We start from the raw sequence: 21554 nt of genomic DNA on the forward strand, positions 1-21554 counted from the left end.
AACAAACATGATATAGGGTGAGACTTCATGAAACTAGCTGAAACCCACAACAAGGAAAATTGATATTAAAAACAATCAATTACCATCAATTAATCAACTTTATAAAACCTTCTGAAACACTACCTACCTTGGCTCCTAAGGGACAGGCCACTGGTTCGACTCCAGTCGGGAACGCCATACACAGCAAGGGGCTGGCATCGTCATGATGCCAGCCCCTTGTGCGTTTCTGCGCCATTTCCCCCTCATCCCGGGCGCCACATGGCGGACCTGGGGGGCGACAACCGTCGCCACGGCCAGTGCGCCATGCCCGCCAGATCAGGCAGGCATCAGCTCGGGGACGAGGTCAGGTCCCCATCAAGTCCATCTAGCGCTCTCCGAATGACTCGCTCAGGGTCTTGCGCAGGGGCTTGAGCAGGTAGTCCATAACGGTACGATCACCGGTGCGGATATCCACCTGGGCCGTCATCCCCGGCAACACGTCGATCTCCCTGCCCGTCGTGGAGGTCACGGGGTAGCTGGCAGGCTTGATCCGCACGCGATAATAGATGTCCATGCCGCGACTGGTCTCTTCCTTGAGGCTGTCAGCACTGACATAAGCCACCTCCCCCTTCACGCCGCCAAAGATGGTGTAGTCAAAGGTGTCGAAGCGGATCGTCGCTTCCAGACCCGGCACCACACGGGCAATGTCTGCGGTGCTCACCTTGGCCTCAATCATCAGGTCGTCGTCGACCGGGATGATCTGCATCAGCTCCTCCCCGGCCCTGAGCACACCGCCCACCGTGGTGACCCGGATGTTCTTGACGATGCCAGGCACCATGGCGGTAAACATGCTGTCCTGCTGCTCCTGCTTGCGCAGGGTCAGGGTCTGCGCGCCCTGCGCCATGTCATCCTCCGCCTTGGCCAGCTCCAGTCTGGCCTCCTCAAGGAACTGGTTGCGCCGGTTCACCAGCCGGGCCTCGGCCTCGTTGAGCCCACGCTGCACCCGCAGCAGCTCGGAGCCGCTGGCATCGCCATCAGCATAGAGCTGCTCCACCAGACGCAGCTCCTTCTGGGCCAGTGACACCGCCACTCGCATGGTTCTCAGCTCTTCCCTGAGGCCGGTCTGGCGCTGCTTGAACAGCGCCTCCTCGACACGGGCCGTCTCGGGAGAGCGTGCCAGCAGGTCAGGTGAGAAGGTGAGTCGCGGTTCACCGATGACTTCCGCCCGCAGCCGGGTGGCCCTCGCCTCCAGCGCAAACAGGCGGGCCTCCACTTCTCCGACCGACGCCCCCACTCTGGTCTGCTCCAGACGGGCGAGCAACTGACCGGGGGCCACCCTGTCCCCCTCCTTGACCAGCAACTGCTCCAGCACGCCGCCATCCACCGACTGGATGATCTGCACCCGGCTGCTGGCAATGACCTCGCCCGTGGCACGGGCGACTTCGTCCACCCGAAACCATGAGGCCCAGGCAACAAAGATCGCCATCAGGAGCGCCGTCATCCACAACCAGCCCTGACGGCTCCGGTGAGAGTTCTGCAACTTGCGGATCCGAGCCTGGGTACGCGCATCATCGTCTTGCAGGAAACGATCAGACCACATCAAGCATTCCTCCTTTGCCAGGGTGCAAAGATGCCGCCGGTCGGGCGAGCATCTGTGTCAGCACCCGATCCGGCGTGCCATCTTTGACCACCCGCCCCTGTTGCATGGCGATGACCCTCGTCGCCAGCCGGGCGGCCGCCATGGGCCTGTGGGTCGCCACGATCACGATATCCTCGGGCTGTATCGCCCTTTGCAAGGCCGTCCAGACACGCTGTTCGGATTCGCCGTCAAGGGCCGCCGTCGGTTCGTCCAGCAGCCATACCCTGGGCTGGTTGATCAGGACGCGAGCAAGCGCAACCAGCTGCCTCTGGCCGCCAGAGAGCCCCTCTCCTCCCTCGCTGATCACGAGATCCATCCCCTGAGGGCTGGATGCCGCAATGCCGTCGATACCGAGCTCGCGGGTGATCTGCAGCAGGCGAGAGTCGCTGGTCACGCCGGTCAGGGCCAGATTGCTGCGCAGGGTGCCCTTGAACAGCTGTACGGCTTGCGGCAGATACCCCACCTGGCTTGCCACCAGTTGGGGATCGATCTCCCACAGATCGGCGTCTCCCAGACGGATGCGGCCTTCGCTGGGGCAATACAGACCGGCCAGCATCTTGAGCAGCGTCGACTTGCCACACCCGATCGGCCCGACCAGCAATACCCGCTCACCGGATTTGAACTGCAGGCGCTCGATGTCGAGCTGGCAGATGGGCGATTCGGGATAAGCGAAACGCACGCGCTCCAGGGCCACCTCCCTGGGGAGTTCGTCCGGCAGCAGCAGTTGCTGCTCCGGGCGCCGATCCCGCGACAGGGACAAGACCTGGTGCACCATCTGCAACGCCTGTCTGACTTGCTGCCACTGCGCAAGATACTGGACGCTCTGGGCGATGGGGGCGATCACCCGCCCCCCCAGGATGCTGCACGCGATCATCCCCCCCATCGTCAGGAGGCCAGCCTCGATCTGCCATACCCCGACAACCACCGCGGCCACATAGGCCAGGGTTGACAGGCTGCTGGTGCTGACGCTGGAGAAACTGCTGACCGCCTTCTGCTGGATGTTGTAGCCATCGATGGTCGCCGTCACGTCTTGCCACTCCTGTGCAAAACGCCAGCCGGCATTGTTGGCGCGAATCGTCTCTGCGCCCCGGATCGTGTCGACCAGCAACCCCTGGCGCTCGTTGCTGCGCAGCATCTGCTGTGACAGCAAGGCGCGAAGGCGCCACTGGCTGACATATCCCAGCAGCAATGCCACTGGCAGCAGCAGGGTGTACACCCAGCCCACCGCGCCGCCGATGATGGCGATAAATGCCAGAAACAGGGCGGCAAAGGGCAGATCCACCAGTGCAAACACCACGCCGGCACTGAAGAACTGACGCACGGCATCCAGCCCGCCAACCTGGGCCGCCAGAGTTCCCAGGCTGCGCGGCTGCTGATCCAGACGCAGATGCAGCACATGCTCGAAGACCTGCTGCGAAACCCGCTTGTCGACGGCACAAGAGAGGCTGTCCAGGATCCTGGCCCGGGTGATCTTCAGCATCCAGTCCAGCAGGATGATCAATCCCATGCCGGTTACCAGGGTGGTCAGGGTCGAATAGGCCAGGGTCGGCACCACACGGTCATAGACCTGCATGGCGAAAATGGACGTGCCGACGGCCAGCAGGTTCACCAGCACGGTGGCCACGATGACTTTCCACAGCCAGCCCCGCTCTCGAAAGAGTTCTCGCCACACCAGGCGAGACGCCAGGTTGCCGGAGAAGACACTGTCGGCATCGGCACGTCTGCTCACCGGAGCCCGCAGCCAGACCACCAGGGCATCCTGCAGCTCGCTCTCATCGGCCTCACGGCGCATCCCTGCCCCATCGAGCAGGGTCAGGCGGCCCGTGGCATCCCGCTCCGCCAGCGCCCACTCCCCCTGGGCACAGACCAGTGCCGGCAAGCGGCGCTGATCAAGACGACGCCAGGCGAGTTGCACGGGTGCAAGGTTCTTCAATCCGGCCTGGATCAGTACCTGCCTCAACCACTGTGCGGGCCCGAGGGTGGCAGTGGCTGGCGCCGCCTGCTCCCACGCCTGTGCCAGTGCATCGTGGTCGAACGGGATCTGTAACGTTGCCAACAAGTGTGTCACCAACGCAGATGACATGCCGTGCGGCGCCTGCTCGGCGGTTTGCCTATCCATGGGGTTGTAACTCCTCACCGTTCAAGGTCACCAGGGGATCCAGCCCCCCTGTCAGGGCAGCCAATTGCAAGGAGTAAATCTCCCAGTCACTCTTTGCCTGGGCCAGTTGCAACTGCTGTTCACTGAATTCGCGCTGGATATTCAGCACATCGAGCCAGCTCTTGGTCCCTGCCACATACTGGCGTTGATAGGATCCCAGCACGGCCCCCAACTCCGCCAGTGACTCAGTCTGTACCCGCACCAGCCCGGCCTGCAGCTCACGGCTGCGTTGCAGGCGACGCACGCTGCGCTCCAGCTCGCTGACGGCGTAGGCCAGGTCATCTTCGGCCGCGCTCTGCTGCGCCACCGCCGCGTCTGTCCTGCCACGGGTCGCAAAGCCCATCCCCTCCAGCGTGCCCTCCAGCACCAAACTGACCCGGGTATCATCCCGGTAGGATGGCTGATCGTAATCCTGCTCTGCTTGCAGGTAGAGCGTGGGCATGGAGGCCGTTCTGACCTGCTCCACACTCGCCCTGGCCCGCTCGATCTCCTGCTTCTTGTAACGCACTTCGGCGCTGCCCTGCAGGGCGGCCTGGTGCAATGCCTCGCCCTCGCTGACCAGCAGCAGATCCGGTGTCACCGGTTGTCGGGCAGGCACGGGCGTCTGGGTCAGGGCCAGCAGATCGCTTCTCGCAATGGCCAGCTCCCCTTCGTATCGCTCCACCCTCGCCCTGGCTTGCGCGAGGCGAGTGGCCGCCAGGCGAACATCCGCCGTCGATGCCAGCTGACCCTGCTCCCGGCGGCTGATCTGCTCGAACAGCGACTGATGGGCAGCCAGACTGGCTTGAACCACCTCCAGGCGCTGACGGCTGCCAAGGACATGGGCGTAGGCCACGGCGGTCTGCTCCAGCAACTGGCGCCGCACCCGCAACAGGTCGACACGCTCGACCTCAGTGTCGGCATCGGCAAACGCAATGCTGTTGTCGATGCGCCCGAATGCCCACAGGGGTTGGCGGGCACGCAGGGTCACCGGCGTGGAGAGGTCCTCTCCGGTCGCGGTATCCCGGCTCGATTCGGAATACTGCTGCACCTGGGCGGTCACGCTGGGGTAGCGCTGACTGCGGGCAGCATCGGCCGAATATTCCCGCGCCTCGATCTGCGCCGCTTTGCCACTCACGGCCGGGTGCTGGCTCAGGGCCGCCTGCAACGCCACCTGCAAGCCATCGGCCTGCCGTGCATGCGCGGGCAAGGCCAACGCGGCCAGGCTCAGGAGCAGCAGACCCTGCCGCCCCAGCAAGCTAGTTACCATGACCATTCTCCGTCGATTTCCTGTTCGTTGTGGGGCAGGGCTGTCTGTGCCACAGGCGGCGCCTTGCCCATCAGCTGCGCCGCCTTTTCCGGCTCGCCCGATAGCGTGTATGCCCGCGCCAGATCATCGCGCCATTGGCCATGCCAGGGGCACAGCTCATGGGCCTTGCGCATCAGGGCAATGCCCTCGGTCACATGGCCCTTGCGCACATAGACAAGCCCCACCATGAAGGTGGCAGCGGCGTGCTCGGGCAGGTGGTGCAGCAACTGCTTGAAGCAGTGCTCGGCCTCGTCCAGCTTCTCTTCGCGGTAGTGCGCCACGCCGGATTCCAGCAAGCCGGGCACGGGCAGCGCCACCATGTCGTCGATCGGTTGCCATTGGATGCGGCCATTGGTGCCGCGCAGCAGCGGGGCAAGATGGGCCTCGTAACGCGCCCACTTGGCCACGGAGCTCTTGTACAGCGGCTGACGAACCTGCCAGACGCTGGCGGTTTTCACCGGCCGTTGCAACTCGCTGAAATTGAGGACCTGAGGCTCCCAGGCCACCCCGACGTAATCCAGCATGCGCCGCGCCTCGCGCTCGGGATCCGCCAGCACATCCTCGTAACGCACCTCCAGGATCTCCCCGGGGAAGAGCTGGTTCCAGTGGTGCATCAGCAGGTTATGGTCGGCGAGCTGCTCGCCAATCCAGGTCAGGTTATAGGCAAAGCCCATGCCGCCGTGCTTGGCCACGTAATCGGTAAAGTAGTTGGAGATGGCGATATCGCGGGGGTCGCGTCGCACCGAGATGATCCGCGCATGGGGGAACAGCAGTTTGATGAGACCGATGTTCTCGAAGTTGTGGGGCAGCTTGTCCACCACATGCCGCGCCCCTGGCGCGTACTCCTGCAGCTCCTTGAGAAGATTGCCCGTGATGCCCGCTATCACCTTGGCGTCGAGATCGTCCACGCAGTCGGGATAATGCCGACCCGAACCGACCCGGCGTTCCCACCGCTCAAGGCCCGCAATCACGCCGGGGATGAGCCCCAGCTCGCCCGCACCGTGGACCTGGCTGTGGCCAGCCAATATCTGCTCGATCAGCGTGGTGCCGGAGCGCGGCATGCCCAGCACGAACACCGGCAGGGTCGACTCATTGCCAATCCCACGGCGATGCTCATACAGCGAGCGGCTGAAGGCATGACGGATGCGCGCACAAGCTTGCCGGTGCGCCGCAGGATCATATTGCAGCAGGGTGCGGCTGGCGACGTTCGCCTCGTCTGCCAGGGCAAAGGCCTTGGCGTAATCCTCGCGCTTTTCCCAGGCGGCCGCCAACTGCAGCAGCAGACCGGGTTTCACCAGCCCCTCGGGGCCGGGTCGGCGGGCTAGCATCTCCAGATGGTGCAGGGTGGCGTCATCCTCCGGGAAGCGCCGCGCATTGATAAGCGCACTATGACCGCGCACCGGGTCGAGCACCTTGACCCGTTCAAACAGCGCCACCGCCTCGTCAAGACGGCCCAGTTGCATGTACAACTGACCCAGTCCCTGCAAGGCGGGCACCAGTTGCGGATGCGCTTGCAACACTTGGCCGTAGCGCGCCTCGGCTTCGGCATACTGCTGCTCCTGCGCCTCGACCCCGGCCAGCGCCACCTGCGCTTCGGCCAGCCAGTGGGATCGGGGCGCCCCGTCGAGACTCTCTGACGGCGGCAGCGCCTGCGCCTCTTCGAGTGCCTGAGTGGCCATCTCTCTGGCAAGCGCCGTCTGCCCCTGGGTCGCGACGGCAACCAGCTTGAGGCGCAATGCCAGCACGGGCTGTTGCTGCTGGTCCGCCAGATGGATAGCCCGGCGCAGCAAGGCGATGGCCTGGGGCGAGCGCCCTTGCAGCTCAGCCAGCTCGGCGCGATGCTGGTGCAAACCTAGATGCTCGGGATAATGTCTTCCGCCACGGCACAGGGCATCTTCGGCCTGGGCATGGCGACCTCGCTCGGTCAGCCGCTGGGCGTACCCCCTGACCAGACCGCAATAATCCCCTTCATCCAGTGCGATTTGCTGCTCGTCCAGCCAGGCATCGGCGGCGGCATATTGCTCTGCCGCCAGCCACAGTTCCAGACGCAGACCTCGCAGTTGCTGGCCATGCCAGGCCGCCTGTGGCTCGGGCCAGTGCTCCCGCTCCCCCTCCCAAAAGGCCTCGGCCCGGGTCAGCAGTTGCTCGCCCAATGCGATGGCCCCGTCCTGCAAATAGAGGCGCAGCAGTTGTTGATAGATCAAGATATTGGGCGCAAGGAAAAGGCTTCGCTCATACAGTTGCCGCGCCGCCGCCGTCTGTTGGCGTCGAAGCTGGCAGGTCGCCAGCCGCGCCAGCAAGAGCCCGTGCTCGGGTGCCTCAAGCAGGGCCGCCTCGAGCAAAGTCTGCGCCATGTCGAGCTCCCCCAGCAGCAGTTGGACGGCAGCCATATCGACACGCCCGTCGACGTCAAGAGCGGCAAGATCCAGCCCTGCCAGCGCGTGGCGTGCGGCATCCTGCTCGCCAAGCTGGGCACAGGCCAACGCCAGCAATACCTGTTCGGCGGGGCTTTGTGGGGCGCCGCAGGCCTCCTGCAACAGCACAAATTGTTGTTGCAGGGCCAGCGTGCGCAGTAAGGAGAGTGAACTCATGGGAACAGCGGGATCCTGGGGCTAGATCGCCCCCCAATGAGGGGCGATCAGGATGAAGAAGAGAAGGGCCGGGTTAGCTTCGTGCCGTGACTCGCATTGCCGCAACCTGACCTAGCGGAGTAACAGAGCAAGAAAATTCATTGCTCTGCGGGTTACACCAGACCTTGCGACGTCATGATGTTCGCTGGCATTTGATGAAGGTATACCTCCCCCAATCGGCTCATATTACCTAGCTGTTCAATGTTCGGATTTTGGGAGGTTGCAGCGGCCCAACTACCGTTCCAAAGATCCACGGTATTCTGCCCATACCGCATCAAGTCGCCATCTCGCTGAAGCTGGACAACCGGCATCGAACTAAACCAAGCAAGGTTGTTGGTACCGCTATAGAGGTTGGCACTCACGCCGCGTCCAGATACACCCACGACAGAAGTACCGGTACCGACCAGAACGATCTTGTCGTCAGGACCCAGAGTATTGGCGCCAGACCACATTCCCCAGGTACCTGGACCCGAGCCGGCGATACTCAACGCATCCAGGTTGCTGCTGACTTTGATGTAGATGGTGTAAGCCTTGCCTGCATCGAAGGTACGGCTGCTGTGGTCCGAACTGACCCCCTGCACCAGGTCAAACACCACTATGTTGGTGTTGACCGAGGTGTCGATCACGATGGCTTCGTTCGCCCCGAGCGAACCCGCCGCGCCCGGGCTGGGCAAGGTCAGGGTGGCGTTGTTGCCGGCGGCGTCGCGGATGGTGCCGCCATTGAGGCCCAGCGCCGCCGAGCTCAGGTAATCCAGATCGGCGCTGGTGTCCCCCGCCTGAACCGTGTAGTTGAAGGTCAGGGTGTTGGAGCCTGAACCACTGACGTAATTGATGGTCCGATCCGTGGCGCCGGTTTCCAGGGTCAGTTGCGGCGTGCCGGTGACGGTGACGGTCTCGCTGAAACTGACCTGGATGCTGATCACCGCCCCCACACCGTAGCTACCCACCGCCGTGCTGCTGACCCCGCTCACCACAGGGGCCGTGGTATACACCAGGTAGCTGGCGTTGTCGGTCACCAGGGAATGGCTCAGGTTCGCATCATTACCCGCGGCATCGCTCAGGGTGCCACCGTTGGCCTCCAGGCCATTGGCAACGATCGAGATGCCGTTGGCATCGGTCTGACCCGCCAGAATGGTGTATTGGAACAGCAATGAGGTCGTGCCACTGCCCGAGACGTAATTGGCGTAGACGGTGTTGCCCCCGATATTCAGCGCCACACGGGGCGTGCCGCCTGCGGTATCGATCACAGTAGCTTCAGCCATGGTCACTGTGATGCTCACAACGTCACCGGCATTCAGGGTGTTGCTCTGCGCACCGCTGGCCCCCGTGATGCCCACACTGCTGACAGTTGGGGCCGTGGTATCCACCAGGTAGTTGGCGTTATCGGCTACCGCACCATGAGTCAGAACGGCCGCATTGCCCGCCGCATCGCGCAGCGTGCCGCCGTTTGTTTGCAGCGCATTGGCATCCAGGCTGATGCCGTTGGCATCGCTCTGGCCAGCCAGAATGGTGTATTGGAAGAGCAGTGCGGCCGTGCCACTGCCCGAGACGTAATTGGCGTAGACGGTGCTGCCCCCGACATTCAGTGCCACACGGGGTGTGCCGCCCGTGGTATCGACCACAGTGGCTTCATCCATGGACACGGTGACGCTGACCACGTCACCGGCATTCAGGGTGCTGCTTTGTACACCGCTTGCCCCGCTGATGGCGATGCTGCTGATTGTCGGAGCGGTTTCATCCACCAAGTCGTTGATAGCCAGTGTGACTGTTTGCTCGCTGGCGTTGCCGGCGGCGTCGGTCGCCACCACGGTGAAGCTATAGCTGGCCTTGGTTTCATAATCCGGGTTGCCCGTGAGCGTCACCGCCCCCGTGGCCCCATTGATACTGAACAGCGCCGCGTCCGCTCCCGCCTTCAGGCTGTAGCTGGTGCTGCCGCTCGCCACGTCGCCGCTGTCGGTGCTGGTGACGGTGTAGACCACCTGCCCCGCCCCGCTGTTCTCGTTGATGGCGCTGGCGATACTGCCCGAGGTGATGGTCGGGGCCATGTCGTCCAGGTCGTTGATGCCTAAGGTGACCACCTGCTCGCTGGCATTGCCGGCGGCGTCGGTGGCCACCACGGTGAAGCTGTAGCTCGCCTTGGTTTCATGATCCAGGTTGCCCGTGAGCGTCACCGCCCCCGTGGTCCCATTGATACTGAACAGCGCCGCATCCGCCCCCGCCTTCAGGCTGTAGCTGGTGCTGCCGCTCGCCACATCGGCGCTGTCGGTGCTGGTGACGGTATAGACCACCTGCCCGGCCCCGCTGTTCTCGTCGATGGCGCTGGCGATGCCGCCCGAGGTGATGGTCGGCGCCGTGTCGTCCAGATCGTTGATGCCTAAGGTGACCACCTGCTCGCTGGCATTGCCGGCGGCGTCGGTGGCCACCACGGTGAAGCTGTAGCTCGCTTTGGTTTCATGATCCGGGTTGCCAATCAGCGTCACCGCCCCCGTGGCCCCATTGATACTGAACAGCGCGGCATCCGCCCCCGCCTTCAGGCTGTAGCTGGTGCTGCCGCTCGCCACATCGCCGCTGTCGGTGCTGGTGACGGTATAGATCACCTGCCCCGCCCCGCTGTTCTCGTCGATGGCGTTGGCAATGCCGCCCGAGGTGATGGTCGGGGCCATGTCGTCCAGATCGTTGATGCCTAAGGTGACCACCTGCTCGCTGGCATTGCCCGCCGCATCCGTGGCCACCACGGTGAAGCTGTAGCTCGCCTTGCTCTCGTGATCCGGGTTGCCCGTGAGCGTCACCGCCCCCGTGGTAGCATCGATGTTGAACAGCGCGGCGTCCGCCCCCGCCTTCAGGCTGTAACTGGTGCTGCCGCTCGCCACATCGGCGCTGTCGGTGCTGGTGACGGTGTAGACCACCTGCCCGGCCCCGCTGTTCTCGTCGATGGCGCTGGCGATGCCGCCCGAAGTGATGGTCGGGGCCGTGTCGTCCAGATCGTTGATGGCTAGGGTGACCACCTGCTCGCTGGCATTGCCAGCGGCATCGGTGGCCACCACGGTGAAGCTGTAGCTCGCCTTGGTTTCATGATCCGGGTTGCCCGTGAGCGTCACCGCCCCCGTGGCCCCATTGATGCTGAACAGCGCGGCGTCCGCCCCCGCCTTCAGGCTGTAGCTGGTGCTGCCGCTCACCACATCGGCGCTGTCGGTGCTGGTGACGGTATAGACCACCTGCCCGGCCCCGCTGTTCTCGTCGAGGGCGCTGGCGATGCCGCCCGAGGTGATGGTCGGGGCCGTGTCGTCCAGATCGTTGATGCCTAGGGTGACCACCTGCTCGCTGGCGTTACCGGCGGCGTCGGTGGCCACCACGGTGAAGCTGTAGCTCGCCTTGCTCTCGTGATCCGGGTTGCCCGTGAGCGTCACCGCCCCCGTGGCCCCATTGATGCTGAACAGCGCCGCATCTGCCCCCGCCTTCAGGCTGTAGCTGGTGCTGCCGCTCGCCACGTCGCCGCTGTCGGTGCTGGTGACGGTATAGATCACCTGCCCGGCCCCACTGTTCTCGGCGATGGCGCTGGCGATGCCGCCCGAGGTGATGGTCGGCGCCACTTCGTCCAGGTTATTGACCCCTAGGGTGATCACCTGTTCGCTGGCGTTGCCGGCGGCGTCGGTGGCCACCACGGTGAAGCTGTAGCTCGCCTTGCTCTCGTGATCCGGGTTGCCAATCAGGGTCACCGCCCCCGTGGCCGCGTCGATGCTGAACAGCGCGGCGTCCGCCCCCACCTTCAGGCTGTAGCTGGTGCTGCCGCTCGCCACGTCGCCGCTGTCGGTGCTGGTGACGGTATAGACCACCTGCCCCGCCCCGCTGTTCTCGTTGATGGCGCTGGCGATGCCGCCCGAGGTGATGGTCGGCGCCACTTCGTCCAGGTTATTGATGCCTAAGGTGACCACCTGCTCGCTAGCGTTGCCGGCGGCGTCGGTGGCCACCACGGTGAAGCCGTAGCTCCCCTTGGTTTCATGATCCGGGTTGCCAATCAGGGTAACCGCCCCCGTGGCCGCGTCGATGCTGAACAGCGCGGCGTCCCCCCCCGCCTTCAGGCTGTAGCTGGTGCTGCCGCTCGACACGTCGGCGCTGTCGGTGCTGGTGACGGTGTAGACCACCTGCCCCGCTCCGCTGTTCTCGTCGATGGCGCTGGCGATGCCGCCCGAGGTGATGGTCGGGGCCGTGTCGTCCAGATCGTTGATGCCTAAAGTGACCACCTGCTCGCTGGCATTGCCCGCCGCATCGGTCGCCACCACGGTGAAGCTGTAGCTTCCCTTGGTCTCGTAGTCCGGGTTGCCCGTCAGGGTCACCGCGCCCGTGGCGGCATTGATGCTGAACAGCGCCGCATCCGCTCCTGCCTTCAGGCTGTAGCTGGTGCTGCCGCTCGCCACATCGGCGCTGTCGGTGCTGGTGACGGTGTAAACCACCTGCCCGGCACCGCTGTTTTCATTGATGGCACTGGCCGTCGCCCCCGAGGTGATGGTCGGCGCCACTTCGTCCAGGTTGTTGATGCCCAAGGTGACTACCTGCTCGCTGGCATTGCCCGCCGCATCGGTGGCCACCACGGTGAAGCTGTAGCTTCCCTTGGTCTCGTAGTCCGGATTGCCAATCAGGGTCACCGCGCCCGTGGCGGCATTAATGCTGAACAGCGCCACGTCCGCTCCCGCCTTCAGGCTGTAGCTGGTGCTACCGGTCGCGATGTCGCCGCTGTCGGTGCTGGTGACGGTGTAAACGACTTGGCCTGCTCCACTGTTCTCGCTGATAGCTGTTGCGGTAGCAGCGGAGGTGATGGTCGGCGCCACTTCGTCCAGGTTGTTGATGCCCAAGGTGACTACCTGCTCGCTGGCATTGCCCGCCGCATCGGTGGCCACCACGGTGAAGCTGTAGCTTCCCTTGGTCTCGTAGTCCGGATTGCCAATCAGGGTCACCGCGCCCGTGGCGGCATTAATGCTGAACAGCGCCGCGTCCGCTCCCGCCTTCAGGCTGTAGCTGGTGCTACCGGTCGAGATGTCGCCGCTGTCAGTGCTGGTCACGGTGTAAACCACCTGCCCGGCACCGCTGTTCTCGTTGATAGCTGTTGCGGTAGCAGCGGAGGTAATGATCGGGGCTGTGTCATCCAGGTTATTGACCCCCAAGGTAACCACCTGCTCGCTGGCGTTGCCCGCCGCATCGGTCGCCACCACGGTGAAGCTGTAGCTCCCCTTGACTTCGTAATCAGGATTGCCAATCAGGGTCACAACCCCCGTCACGGGGTTGATGCTGAAGGCTGCGTGATCACCCACCACCTTGAGGCTGTAAGTGACATCGCCCGCATCGCTTGCGACCGCGGTATACACGCTCTGCAAAGCACCGCTATTTTCCAAAATGGCAGCAGCCGTCGCGCTTGAGCTGAATTTGGGTGCGAAAGTATCAACCACCCCGGCAACGGCATCCGTCAAATTCTGCCCCGTTTGCGCTGACGTATATTCCCCGCCCTGGACGACAATCCCCTGCGCACTTTCTGTCAACGTCGCCTTGCCGTTGCTGACCTGCAATCCGGCAAGCAGATCCTCGATGGTTTTCTGGCTATTGCCACCGTTCTGACTATCGGCACCCGATAGTGCTGCCAGTACGGCTCCATATATTTCGCCTGCGCTCAGGCCGTTGGCGCTATCAAAGGCGCCGCCATTGGTCGGCACTACCGTGGTGCCATGCAAACTCGGCAGACCAAACAGGTCGGCCACGGCATTGTTGATGTCGTTGACCATGGATTCGGCGGGCAAACTACCGGCAGCCGCATCTTGCACCTTGTGATAAGCCAGGGTGCTCAGGACGTTGAGATTGACGGTAACGGTAGAATTAGGCTGCGACACCACTTCCATCGCAAACAGCTCTGCATTCAGGTCTTTGCCTGCCTGGGTCGCTTCATCGAGATAGTCGGCGCTGGAGCCGGTGTTAACGACCCGGGCGATGACCACGCCAAGATAGCTGCCAACCGCGATTGAGAAGGTGCCATCCGGATTGACCTGCGCCTCTCCCAGCAGAGTGACACCGTCAGCCTGGTAAACCTCGACCCGCAGATCATTGCCAGCGACAACCGGGCCGCCCACTATGGTCCCCGCAACTCTGTTGACGACACCGGCATCGGTACCACCATCACTATCGCTGCCTCCACCACTGCCAGCAGCCAGCGCGATCCCGCCAAGACCAAGTGCCCCCAGCCCGACCGTGATGGGGGTGAAGAAATCACTATCAGAACTCCCCTGCCAGATGAGTTGCTCACCATTGGCAGCCGTCTCTATTACCGGGCTCTCACTCGTCACCGCGGCACCGTTCAAGGCCGAGCCATCCAGCTCCGCCTGGGGAATAAACGCAGTATCCGGTTCATCATAAAAATCGGTGAGTTCCACCAGAACGCCATCGTCACTGGATTCGATGATCAGCGAGCCGCCCTTGCGTTTGACGAAAAAGCCATCTGGGGATTTGCCGGTCGAGGTGTCGATTAACGCGTACTTGGCGCCAGATTGAGCCGGAATGATGACAGCATCGGTGAGAGGTATTTGCCGCAGTGAGCCGTCAGCAAGGCGCTCTACAAGTTGCAATGACTGTTTAACGCCTGTTTTTGAAGCCATGTAGATCTCCCTATCCACTTGTATTTAAATGACATATTTGTTAGGAATGACGGCCTGCGACAAAAGGCGACGGAGTCGATACTAGCAGACAAGTTGCAGTCGAAGATAGATGGTGCTGACCGGCCCGCCACGACTCAATCCAACCTGGAACATATGCCAAAAACCACATAAAAACAGATCCTTATGGCAGTAATCCCCCCCCCTCTTGCCATACCTTTGGACCCGCATCCTCCCCTGGACCTGATGTCTAACATCCCCCGGTAGTTGCCACCCCCGGTGGCGGCACACCGTCATCTACCCTTGAAGGGCGCCGTCCGGGAGGACGGCCCTCCATTCGCCGAGACACAGAGAAGGACATCATGGGCAGCAAACGAAAATCCAGAACGGAAGAACCGGTCGTGGCCGAGGCGCAAAAGCCCCTTGGCAACAAGGCATACGAAAAGGCGCTGCGCCTCTTGCACGTGGAGCTGGTCAGGCTACAGCAGTGGGTGGTGCACAAGGGGCTCAAGGTCTGCATCGTCTTCGAGGGGCGTGACGGGGCCGGCAAGGGGGGCACCATCAAGGCGATCACCGAGCGGGTCAGCCCCCGGGTCTTTCGGGTCGTCGCACTGCCCGCCCCCACGGAGCGGGAGAAGAGCCAGCTCTACTTCCAGCGCTACATCCCCCATCTGCCAGCGGCGGGGGAGATCGTCATCTTCGATCGCAGCTGGTACAACCGGGCCGGGGTGGAGCGCATCATGGGTTTTTGCAGCGAGGAGGCGAGCGACAAATTCCTGGCTGGCACCCCCATGGTGGAAAAAGCCCTGGTGGACTCTGGCATCATTCTGCTGAAGTACTGGCTGGAGGTGACCCCACAAGAGCAGGAGCGGCGGCTGCGTGATCGCATCGACGATGGCCGCAAGATCTGGAAGCTCTCCCCCATGGACATCAAGTCCTTCGATCGCTGGGATGACTACACCCGGGCACGGGATGCCATGTTCATCGCCACCGACACCGCCTGGGCCCCCTGGTTCGTGGCCCACTCCGAGGACAAGAAACGGGTGCGCCTCAACATCATCTCCCACCTGCTGGCGCACATCCCCTACGAGGCGCTGCCGACGGAGCCGGTGAAGCTGCCCAAGCGCAAGATAGGCAAAGTCAAACCATCGGAGCACCCGCTTCGCATCGTGCCAGCCCTCTTCTAGCCAGAGGGGGTGAGCCCTGGCTCACCCCCTTTCCCTTCCTGCCCCAAGGGACAACCGGCGCTGCCGGTATCATCCAATGGCTTGTTGTTGCTCACGTTTTCCCGTTTGCCTCCCCTATACTTCAGCGACATTCAGGTCTGGCCGAGCGAGGAGGCCCCCATGTTGCGACTGTTTGCCCTGCTGCTTGTCTGCCTGGTGCTCCCGGTGCGGGCGCTGACCCTGACCCCGGTGGCGGGGGAGCTACGCCACCCCTGGGGACTGGCCTTGCTGCCGGATGGCGGCTACCTCGTCAGCGAGCGCCCTGGGCGCCTGCTGCGCATCGACGCGGGTGGCAACCGCCATGTGGTCTCCGGCCTGCCGCCCCTCGCCGCCACGGGCCAGGGGGGTCTGCTCGATCTCGCCCTGGACAGCGATGGCTGGCTCTATCTCAGCTACAGCGAGCCGGGGGACGGGGGCGCCGGCACCGCCGTGGCCCGGGCCCGGCTGCAAAAAGAGGCCCTCGTCGACTGGCAACTGCTGTTTCGCCAAGAGCCCAAGGTGGCTGGCGGCGCCCATTTCGGCTCCCGCCTGGTGCTGACGGAGGATGGCTATCTCTTCATCACCCTGGGGGATCGCTACAGCGAGCGGGAGCGGGCCCAGACGCTGGACAACCACCTCGGCAAGACGGTGCGTCTGCACAAGGATGGCCGGGTCCCCGCCGACAACCCCTTCGTCAAGACGCCGGGGGCCCTGCCGGAGGTCTGGAGCCTGGGCCATCGCAACATGCAGGGGGCGGCCCTGCGTCCGGGCAGCCAGCAGTTCTGGGCTCACGAGCATGGTCCCCAGGGCGGGGACGAGGTCAACCTCATCCTGCCAGGCCACAACTACGGCTGGCCCAGAGTGACCTTTGGCGAGGAGTACGGGGGCGGCAAGATTGGCGTGGGCCAGAGCGCGCCGGGCATGACGGCGCCACGCTGGATCTGGGTGCCCTCCATCGCCCCCTCGGGCATGGCCTTTTATCAGGGGAACCTGTTCAGGGAGTGGCAGGGTGATCTGCTGGTCGGCGCCCTGCGCGGTCAGGCCTTGTTGCGCCTGCACCTCGACGGAGACAAGATAGTGTCGGCAGAGCGGCTGCTGACCGATCTGGGGGAGCGGATCCGTACCGTCAAGGAGGGCCCCGAGGGCGCCCTCTACCTGTTGACGGATTCAGGCCAGGGGCGCCTGCTCAAACTGACCCCATAGCATGAAAGGAGCAAGGATGAAGACGAATCGCATGCTGCTGGTGCTCTGCACCAGCCTCTGGTTGCTGGGCTGCAACACCATCCACGGGATGGGACGAGACATCGAGAAGGCGGGGGAGGTGATCCAGGGCTCCGCCAAGCTGACGGACGCACCGGCCGCAGAGGGTCGCTGATCCCGGCCAGGTGGCGCTGTGATTCGCCCCCTGTCGCCCCTTTCCTTACCCCTGTTCGGCGCTGGCCACCAGGCTGGCCAGCGGTGCCATGGTCACCCTGACCCCGTGCTGGGCCAGCGCCTCGCGGGCGCTCTGGGGCAGCTGCTCGTCGGTGATCACCTGATCGATCGCATCCCAGCCCACCACGTTGAAAGTCCCCACCTTGCCATATTTGGACGAGTCGCAGATGAGGATGCGGGTCGCCGCCGACTCCACCACGGCCCGCTTCACCGGCACCTTCTGTTCGCTAGGGGTGGAGATCCCCTGACTGTCCCAGGAGGAGGCTGACAGGAAGGCGATGTCCAGATGGAGGTTGCGCAGGAAGTGGGCGGTGGCCTCCCCGGCGCAGGACTGGTTCTCGCGAATGACCTGGCCCCCGGTGTGATAGAGGCGGCAGCGGCCGTGCTCGATGAGATAGGCGCACACCATGAAGTCGTTGGTCACTATCATCAGGTCTTCCCGCAGCGCCAACTCCCGGGCCAGCTCCAGGGAGGTGGTGCCGGCATCCAGATAGACGGTGCACCCCTCGCTCACCTGGGCGGCGGCGAGCCGGGCGATGGCCAGCTTGGCCCCCTGCATCAGGCTGCGCTTGGCAGCGTGGGAGGGCTCGCTCTTGATCCGCTGGGAGAGGCTGACCCCGCCGGAGACGGAGAGTACCCGCCCCTGCTCCTCCAGCTTCTGGATGTCGCGCCTGATGGTCATGTGGGAGACCTGCAGCCAGTCGGTCAGCTCCACTATGCTGACCACGCCGCGCTCTGCCAGCAGTTGCAGGATACGTTGCTGTCGCTCTACGGGAATCATCTTGCCTCGCGCCTCGGGAAAAGGAAGGTGCCATTCTACCCCAGCGACCTGGGAAAAAATGATAAATAACCTGAAACGGGCTCACAAATCACATTTATTCACACTAAAAACGCCAAAACTTGACTCGAAAGAATCTTAACCCACACAAATAACAAAAATTAACACCAAATAAGTTATTTTTTGTGACGACTACCTGATATTTCATCGCCGCAAGCCTCTACTATCGGCTCATCAGTCGTAATCGAGGAATCACGAGATGAGCACTCCCTATCATGTTGCGGTCATCGGCCTGGGCGCCATGGGCATGGGCGCCGCCCGCTCCTGCCTGCGGGCCGGGCTCACCACCTATGGCATCGACCTCAGCGAACAGGCCCGCGGCCAGCTGCAGCAGGCCGGTGCCGCCGCCGTCATGGCCGATGCCAGGCCCCTGGCGGAGACCCTGGATGCCGTGTTGCTGCTGGTGGTCAACGCCACCCAGGTGCGCCGCATCCTGCTCGGCGAAGCGGGGCTGGCTCGCCACCTCAAACCGGGCACCGCCATCATGGTCTCTTCCACCATCGCCGCCGAAGAGGCGAGCGCCCTGGCTGCCGAGCTGGCGCTGATGGGGTTGCCGATGCTGGATGCGCCGGTCTCCGGTGGTGCCATCAAGGCCGATGCCGGCGAAATGACGGTGATGGCCGCAGGCTCCGACGCCGCCTTCGACAAGCTGGCCCCGGTGCTGGATGCGGTGGCCGGCAAGGTGTACCGGGTCGGCAGCGAGCCGGGCCAGGGCAGCACGGTCAAGATCATCCACCAGCTGCTGGCCGGGGTGCACATCGCGGTGGCCGCCGAGGCCATGGCGCTCGCCAGCCGGGCCGGCGTGTCCCTGGATCTCATGTATGACGTGGTGACCCATGCCGCCGGCAACTCCTGGATGTTTGAAAACCGCATGCCCCGGGTGCTGGCCGGTGACTACCAGGCCCGCTCCGCAGTGGACATCTTCGTCAAGGATCTCACCCTGGTAGCGGACACCGCCAAGGCGCTGCGCTTCCCGCTGCCGCTCGCGAGCACGGCGCTGAACATGTTCCTCGGTGCCAGCAACGCGGGCCACGGTCTGGAAGATGACAGCGCCGTCATCAAGATCTTCTCAGGCATCACACTGCCGGGTCAGGAGGAGCAGCCATGAAACTCGGAGTCATCGCAGACGACTTCACCGGCGCCACCGACATCGCCGGTTTCCTGGTGGAGAACGGCCTCTCCACCATCCAGTTTGCCGGTATCCCGGCAACGGCGGACCTGACCGGGGTCGACGCCGTGGTGATCAGCCTCAAGAGCCGATCCTGCCCGGTGGACGAGGCGGTGCGCGACTCCCTGGCGGCCCTCGACTGGCTCAAGGCCCGCGGCTGCCCGCGCATCTATCAGAAGTACTGCTCCACCTTCGACAGCACGGAGGCGGGCAACATCGGCCCCGTCACCGACGCCCTGCTGGCGGCGCTTGGCCAGAACTTCACCCTGGTCTGCCCGGCCCTGCCGGTGAACGGTCGCACCGTCTATCAGGGCAACCTCTTCGTCGGCGCCCAGCCGCTCGCCGAGTCCGGCATGCGCCATCACCCCATCACCCCCATGACCGACAGCAACCTGCTGCGGCTGATGGAGGGGCAGGCCCAGGGCCGCGCCGGTCTGGTGCCGTTCAATACCATCGCACAGGGTCCCGGCGCCATTGCCGATGCCTTTGAGCAGCTAACACAAGCTGGCGTGCGCTACGCCGTGGTCGACACCCTGACCGAGCAGCACCTGCTGGACATCGCCACCGCCGCCCTCGACATGCCTCTGGTGACCGGCGGATCCGGCCTCGCCATCGGCCTGGCCCGTCAGCTTGGCAGCGGCGATCTGCAGGGTGCCCGCGAAGCGGGCTGGCCCAGAGGCAGCCGCGCCGCGGTGCTGTCAGGCTCCTGCTCCGAGATGACCAACCGTCAGGTGGCCCGCTATCGCCAGCACGCCCCTGCCCTGGCGCTGGATGTGGTGCGCTGCCTCGAAGAGGCCGACTACCCGGCCGAGCTGGCGCGCTGGGTACTGGACCAGCCCCTGACACCGGCGCCGCTGGTCTACGCCACCACCAGTCCGGTTGAGCTGGCCCGCATTCAGGAGACCCACGGCCAGCAGGCGGCCAGCGACGCGGTGGAACACTGCTTTGGCCGCCTCGCCTGCCTGCTGCAGGAGGCCGGGGTGGATCGCTTCATCATCGCCGGTGGCGAGACCTCGAGCCGGGTCACCCAGGCCCTCGGCGTGAAGGCGTTCCACATAGGCCCGCAGATCGCCCCCGGTGTGCCCTGGGTGCGGGCCATTGACGCCCCCCTGTCGCTGGCCCTCAAATCCGGCAATTTCGGGAGCGACGACTTCTTCGACAAGGCTCAGGAGTACTTCCATGACTGAACAGGCACTGCGCGACACCATGGTGATGCTGGGAGCCTCCCTCTTCCAGCGCGGTTATGCCACCGGGGGCGCCGGCAACCTCTCCGCCCTGCTACCGGACGGCACCCTGATCGCCACCCCGACCGGCTCCTGCCTGGGACGGCTCAGCGCCGACAGGCTCTCTCACGTCAATCTGCGGGGGGAACACCTGGGGGGAGATCGCCCCTCCAAGGAGGTGGCCTTCCACCTTGCCATCTACCACAACAATCCGGACTGCCGGGCCGTGGTGCACCTGCACTGCACCCACCTGACCGCCCTCTCCTGTCTGGAGGGGCTGGATCCGGCCAACGTCATCCGCCCCTTCACCCCCTACTACGTGATGCGGGTCGGCCAGTTGCCGCTCATCCCCTACTACAAGCCGGGGGATGCCCGCATCGCCGAGGAGCTGGGGCGCCGCGCTCCCGAAGGCAACGCCTTCCTGCTTGCCAACCACGGCCCCGTGGTGACGGGCAAGGATCTGGTGGATGCGGTCAACAACATGGAAGAGCTGGAGGAGACGGCGCGCCTGGCACTGATGCTTAATGGCCACTCCATCCGCTACCTGAGCGAACCCGAAATTGATGAATTGAGGAGGATGAAACCATGAGCAAGTTTGCCGCCAATCTCACCATGCTGTTTACCGAGGTGCCGTTCCTGGAGCGCTTCGCCGCCGCCCGCGACGCAGGCTTTGAGGCGGTGGAGTTCCTCTTCCCCTACGAGTGGCCGGCCGCCGAGCTGGGCCGCCGCTTGCGCGAGCAGGGGCTCTCCCAGGCCCTGTTCAACATGCCGCCGGGCAACTGGGGCGCGGGGGAGCGCGGCATGGCTGCCATCCCGGGGCGGGAAGCGGAGTTTCGCGGCCACCTGCCAAGCGTGCGTGACTATGCCCTGGCGCTCGGCTGCACCAAGGTACACGCCATGAGCGGCATCGTGGACCCTGCTCATAGCCTCTCGGCCCACCGCCAGACCCTGATCGACAACATCCGCTTCGCCGCCGACTTCCTGGCCGAAGACGGCATCAAGGTGCTGCTCGAGCCGCTCAACGATCGGGATGTACCCGGCTACTTCCTGGCCCACCAGCTCGACGCCCTGGCCCTGGTGCAGGAGATAGACAGACCCAACGTGGGGGTGCAGCTCGACCTCTATCACGCCCAGATCATGGACGGGGATCTCACCCGTCTCATTGGCAAGCTGGGCCCGGCCATCGGCCATGTCCAGATCGCCTCGGTGCCGGATCGCCACGAGCCGGACGAGGGGGAGATCGCCTACCCCCACCTGTTCAAAGCGCTGGCGCAGGCGGGCTACCACGACTGGATAGGCTGCGAATACAACCCCAGAGCCGGCACCCGGGAAGGGCTGGGCTGGCTGACACAACAATAAC

Annotated in this window: 13 protein-coding genes; 7 read left to right on the forward strand and 6 right to left on the reverse strand. The window is 64.1% G+C overall.

The features are described from left to right. Positions 1–364: 364 nt before the first annotated feature. The 5 genes from C3F36_RS05355 to C3F36_RS05375 all read right to left on the reverse strand — a co-directional run bounded on the left by C3F36_RS05355 (position 365) and on the right by C3F36_RS05375 (position 14329). Positions 365–1579 carry an HlyD family efflux transporter periplasmic adaptor subunit gene (locus C3F36_RS05355; protein WP_104454641.1) on the reverse strand — a complete coding sequence of 405 codons (1215 nt, stop codon included), beginning with the start codon at positions 1577–1579 and terminating at the stop codon, positions 365–367. Then, complete coding sequence (locus tag C3F36_RS05360; protein WP_199769672.1) at positions 1569–3677, reverse strand: ATP-binding cassette domain-containing protein; 2109 nt, start codon at positions 3675–3677, stop codon at positions 1569–1571. The genes C3F36_RS05355 and C3F36_RS05360 overlap by 11 nt, the downstream gene beginning before the upstream one ends. Positions 3678–3729: 52 nt before the next feature. Then, positions 3730–5025, reverse strand: coding sequence for a TolC family protein (locus C3F36_RS05365; protein ID WP_158656086.1), 1296 nt, complete (start codon positions 5023–5025; stop codon positions 3730–3732). Then, positions 5019–7655 carry a sulfotransferase family protein gene (locus C3F36_RS05370; protein ID WP_104454643.1) on the reverse strand — a complete coding sequence of 879 codons (2637 nt, stop codon included), beginning with the start codon at positions 7653–7655 and terminating at the stop codon, positions 5019–5021. Before C3F36_RS05370 ends, C3F36_RS05365 begins: the two co-directional genes overlap by 7 nt. A gap of 152 nt (positions 7656–7807) precedes the next feature. Next, positions 7808–14329: a beta strand repeat-containing protein gene (locus tag C3F36_RS05375; protein WP_104454644.1), complete on the reverse strand. Its 6522-nt coding sequence runs from the start codon at positions 14327–14329 to the stop codon at positions 7808–7810. Between the two features lie 359 nt (positions 14330–14688). Between C3F36_RS05375 and ppk2 the strand changes: the two genes are divergently transcribed. The 3 genes from ppk2 to C3F36_RS23980 all read left to right on the forward strand — a co-directional run bounded on the left by ppk2 (position 14689) and on the right by C3F36_RS23980 (position 16906). Next, positions 14689–15513, forward strand: coding sequence for a polyphosphate kinase 2 (ppk2, locus tag C3F36_RS05380; RefSeq protein ID WP_042864304.1), 825 nt, complete (start codon positions 14689–14691; stop codon positions 15511–15513). 159 nt (positions 15514–15672) lie between these two features. Continuing rightward, positions 15673–16734: a PQQ-dependent sugar dehydrogenase gene (locus C3F36_RS05385; protein ID WP_104454645.1), complete on the forward strand. Its 1062-nt coding sequence runs from the start codon at positions 15673–15675 to the stop codon at positions 16732–16734. A 16-nt stretch (positions 16735–16750) separates the two neighbouring features. After that, entirely contained in the window at positions 16751–16906 is a 156-nt protein-coding gene (locus C3F36_RS23980) for an entericidin A/B family lipoprotein (protein WP_010673301.1), read from the forward strand. A 45-nt stretch (positions 16907–16951) separates the two neighbouring features. On the opposite strand, the gene C3F36_RS05395 is transcribed toward C3F36_RS23980, so the two are convergent. Continuing rightward, positions 16952–17746: a DeoR/GlpR family DNA-binding transcription regulator gene (locus tag C3F36_RS05395; RefSeq protein WP_104454646.1), complete on the reverse strand. Its 795-nt coding sequence runs from the start codon at positions 17744–17746 to the stop codon at positions 16952–16954. A gap of 256 nt (positions 17747–18002) precedes the next feature. Here C3F36_RS05395 and ltnD point away from each other — a divergent pair, with 256 nt between their 5' ends. The 4 genes from ltnD to otnI are packed head-to-tail and all read left to right on the forward strand — an operon-like array spanning position 18003 to position 21553. Then, positions 18003–18911, forward strand: coding sequence for an L-threonate dehydrogenase (ltnD, locus tag C3F36_RS05400; RefSeq protein ID WP_104454647.1), 909 nt, complete (start codon positions 18003–18005; stop codon positions 18909–18911). Beyond that, positions 18908–20158, forward strand: coding sequence for a 3-oxo-tetronate kinase (gene otnK / locus C3F36_RS05405; RefSeq protein ID WP_104454648.1), 1251 nt, complete (start codon positions 18908–18910; stop codon positions 20156–20158). Before ltnD ends, otnK begins: the two co-directional genes overlap by 4 nt. Continuing rightward, a complete protein-coding gene (otnC, locus tag C3F36_RS05410; protein ID WP_104454649.1) occupies positions 20151–20783 on the forward strand; it encodes a 3-oxo-tetronate 4-phosphate decarboxylase in 633 nt (210 codons plus the stop codon). The genes otnK and otnC overlap by 8 nt, the downstream gene beginning before the upstream one ends. Continuing rightward, on the forward strand, positions 20780–21553 hold the full coding sequence (gene otnI, locus C3F36_RS05415) for a 2-oxo-tetronate isomerase (RefSeq protein WP_010673296.1): 774 nt from the start codon (positions 20780–20782) through the stop codon (positions 21551–21553). Before otnC ends, otnI begins: the two co-directional genes overlap by 4 nt. Position 21554: the final 1 nt, after the last annotated feature.

This window comes from Aeromonas sp. ASNIH2, assembly GCF_002934795.1.
GTDB lineage: Bacteria > Pseudomonadota > Gammaproteobacteria > Enterobacterales > Aeromonadaceae > Aeromonas > Aeromonas caviae.

Bases quoted from the DNA above. Each gene is read 5' to 3' on its own strand.
- C3F36_RS05355 (WP_104454641.1), bottom strand. From the start codon at position 1,579: ATGTGGTCTGATCGTTTCCTGCAAGACGATGATGCGCGTACCCAGGCT.
- C3F36_RS05365 (WP_158656086.1), bottom strand. From the start codon at position 5,025: ATGGTAACTAGCTTGCTGGGGCGGCAGGGTCTGCTGCTCCTGAGCCTG.
- C3F36_RS05370 (WP_104454643.1), bottom strand. From the start codon at position 7,655: ATGAGTTCACTCTCCTTACTGCGCACGCTGGCCCTGCAACAACAATTT.
- C3F36_RS05375 (WP_104454644.1), bottom strand. From the start codon at position 14,329: ATGGCTTCAAAAACAGGCGTTAAACAGTCATTGCAACTTGTAGAGCGC.
- ppk2 (WP_042864304.1), top strand. From the start codon at position 14,689: ATGGGCAGCAAACGAAAATCCAGAACGGAAGAACCGGTCGTGGCCGAG.
- C3F36_RS05385 (WP_104454645.1), top strand. From the start codon at position 15,673: ATGTTGCGACTGTTTGCCCTGCTGCTTGTCTGCCTGGTGCTCCCGGTG.
- C3F36_RS23980 (WP_010673301.1), top strand. From the start codon at position 16,751: ATGAAGACGAATCGCATGCTGCTGGTGCTCTGCACCAGCCTCTGGTTG.
- C3F36_RS05395 (WP_104454646.1), bottom strand. From the start codon at position 17,746: ATGATTCCCGTAGAGCGACAGCAACGTATCCTGCAACTGCTGGCAGAG.
- ltnD (WP_104454647.1), top strand. From the start codon at position 18,003: ATGAGCACTCCCTATCATGTTGCGGTCATCGGCCTGGGCGCCATGGGC.
- otnK (WP_104454648.1), top strand. From the start codon at position 18,908: ATGAAACTCGGAGTCATCGCAGACGACTTCACCGGCGCCACCGACATC.
- otnC (WP_104454649.1), top strand. From the start codon at position 20,151: ATGACTGAACAGGCACTGCGCGACACCATGGTGATGCTGGGAGCCTCC.
- otnI (WP_010673296.1), top strand. From the start codon at position 20,780: ATGAGCAAGTTTGCCGCCAATCTCACCATGCTGTTTACCGAGGTGCCG.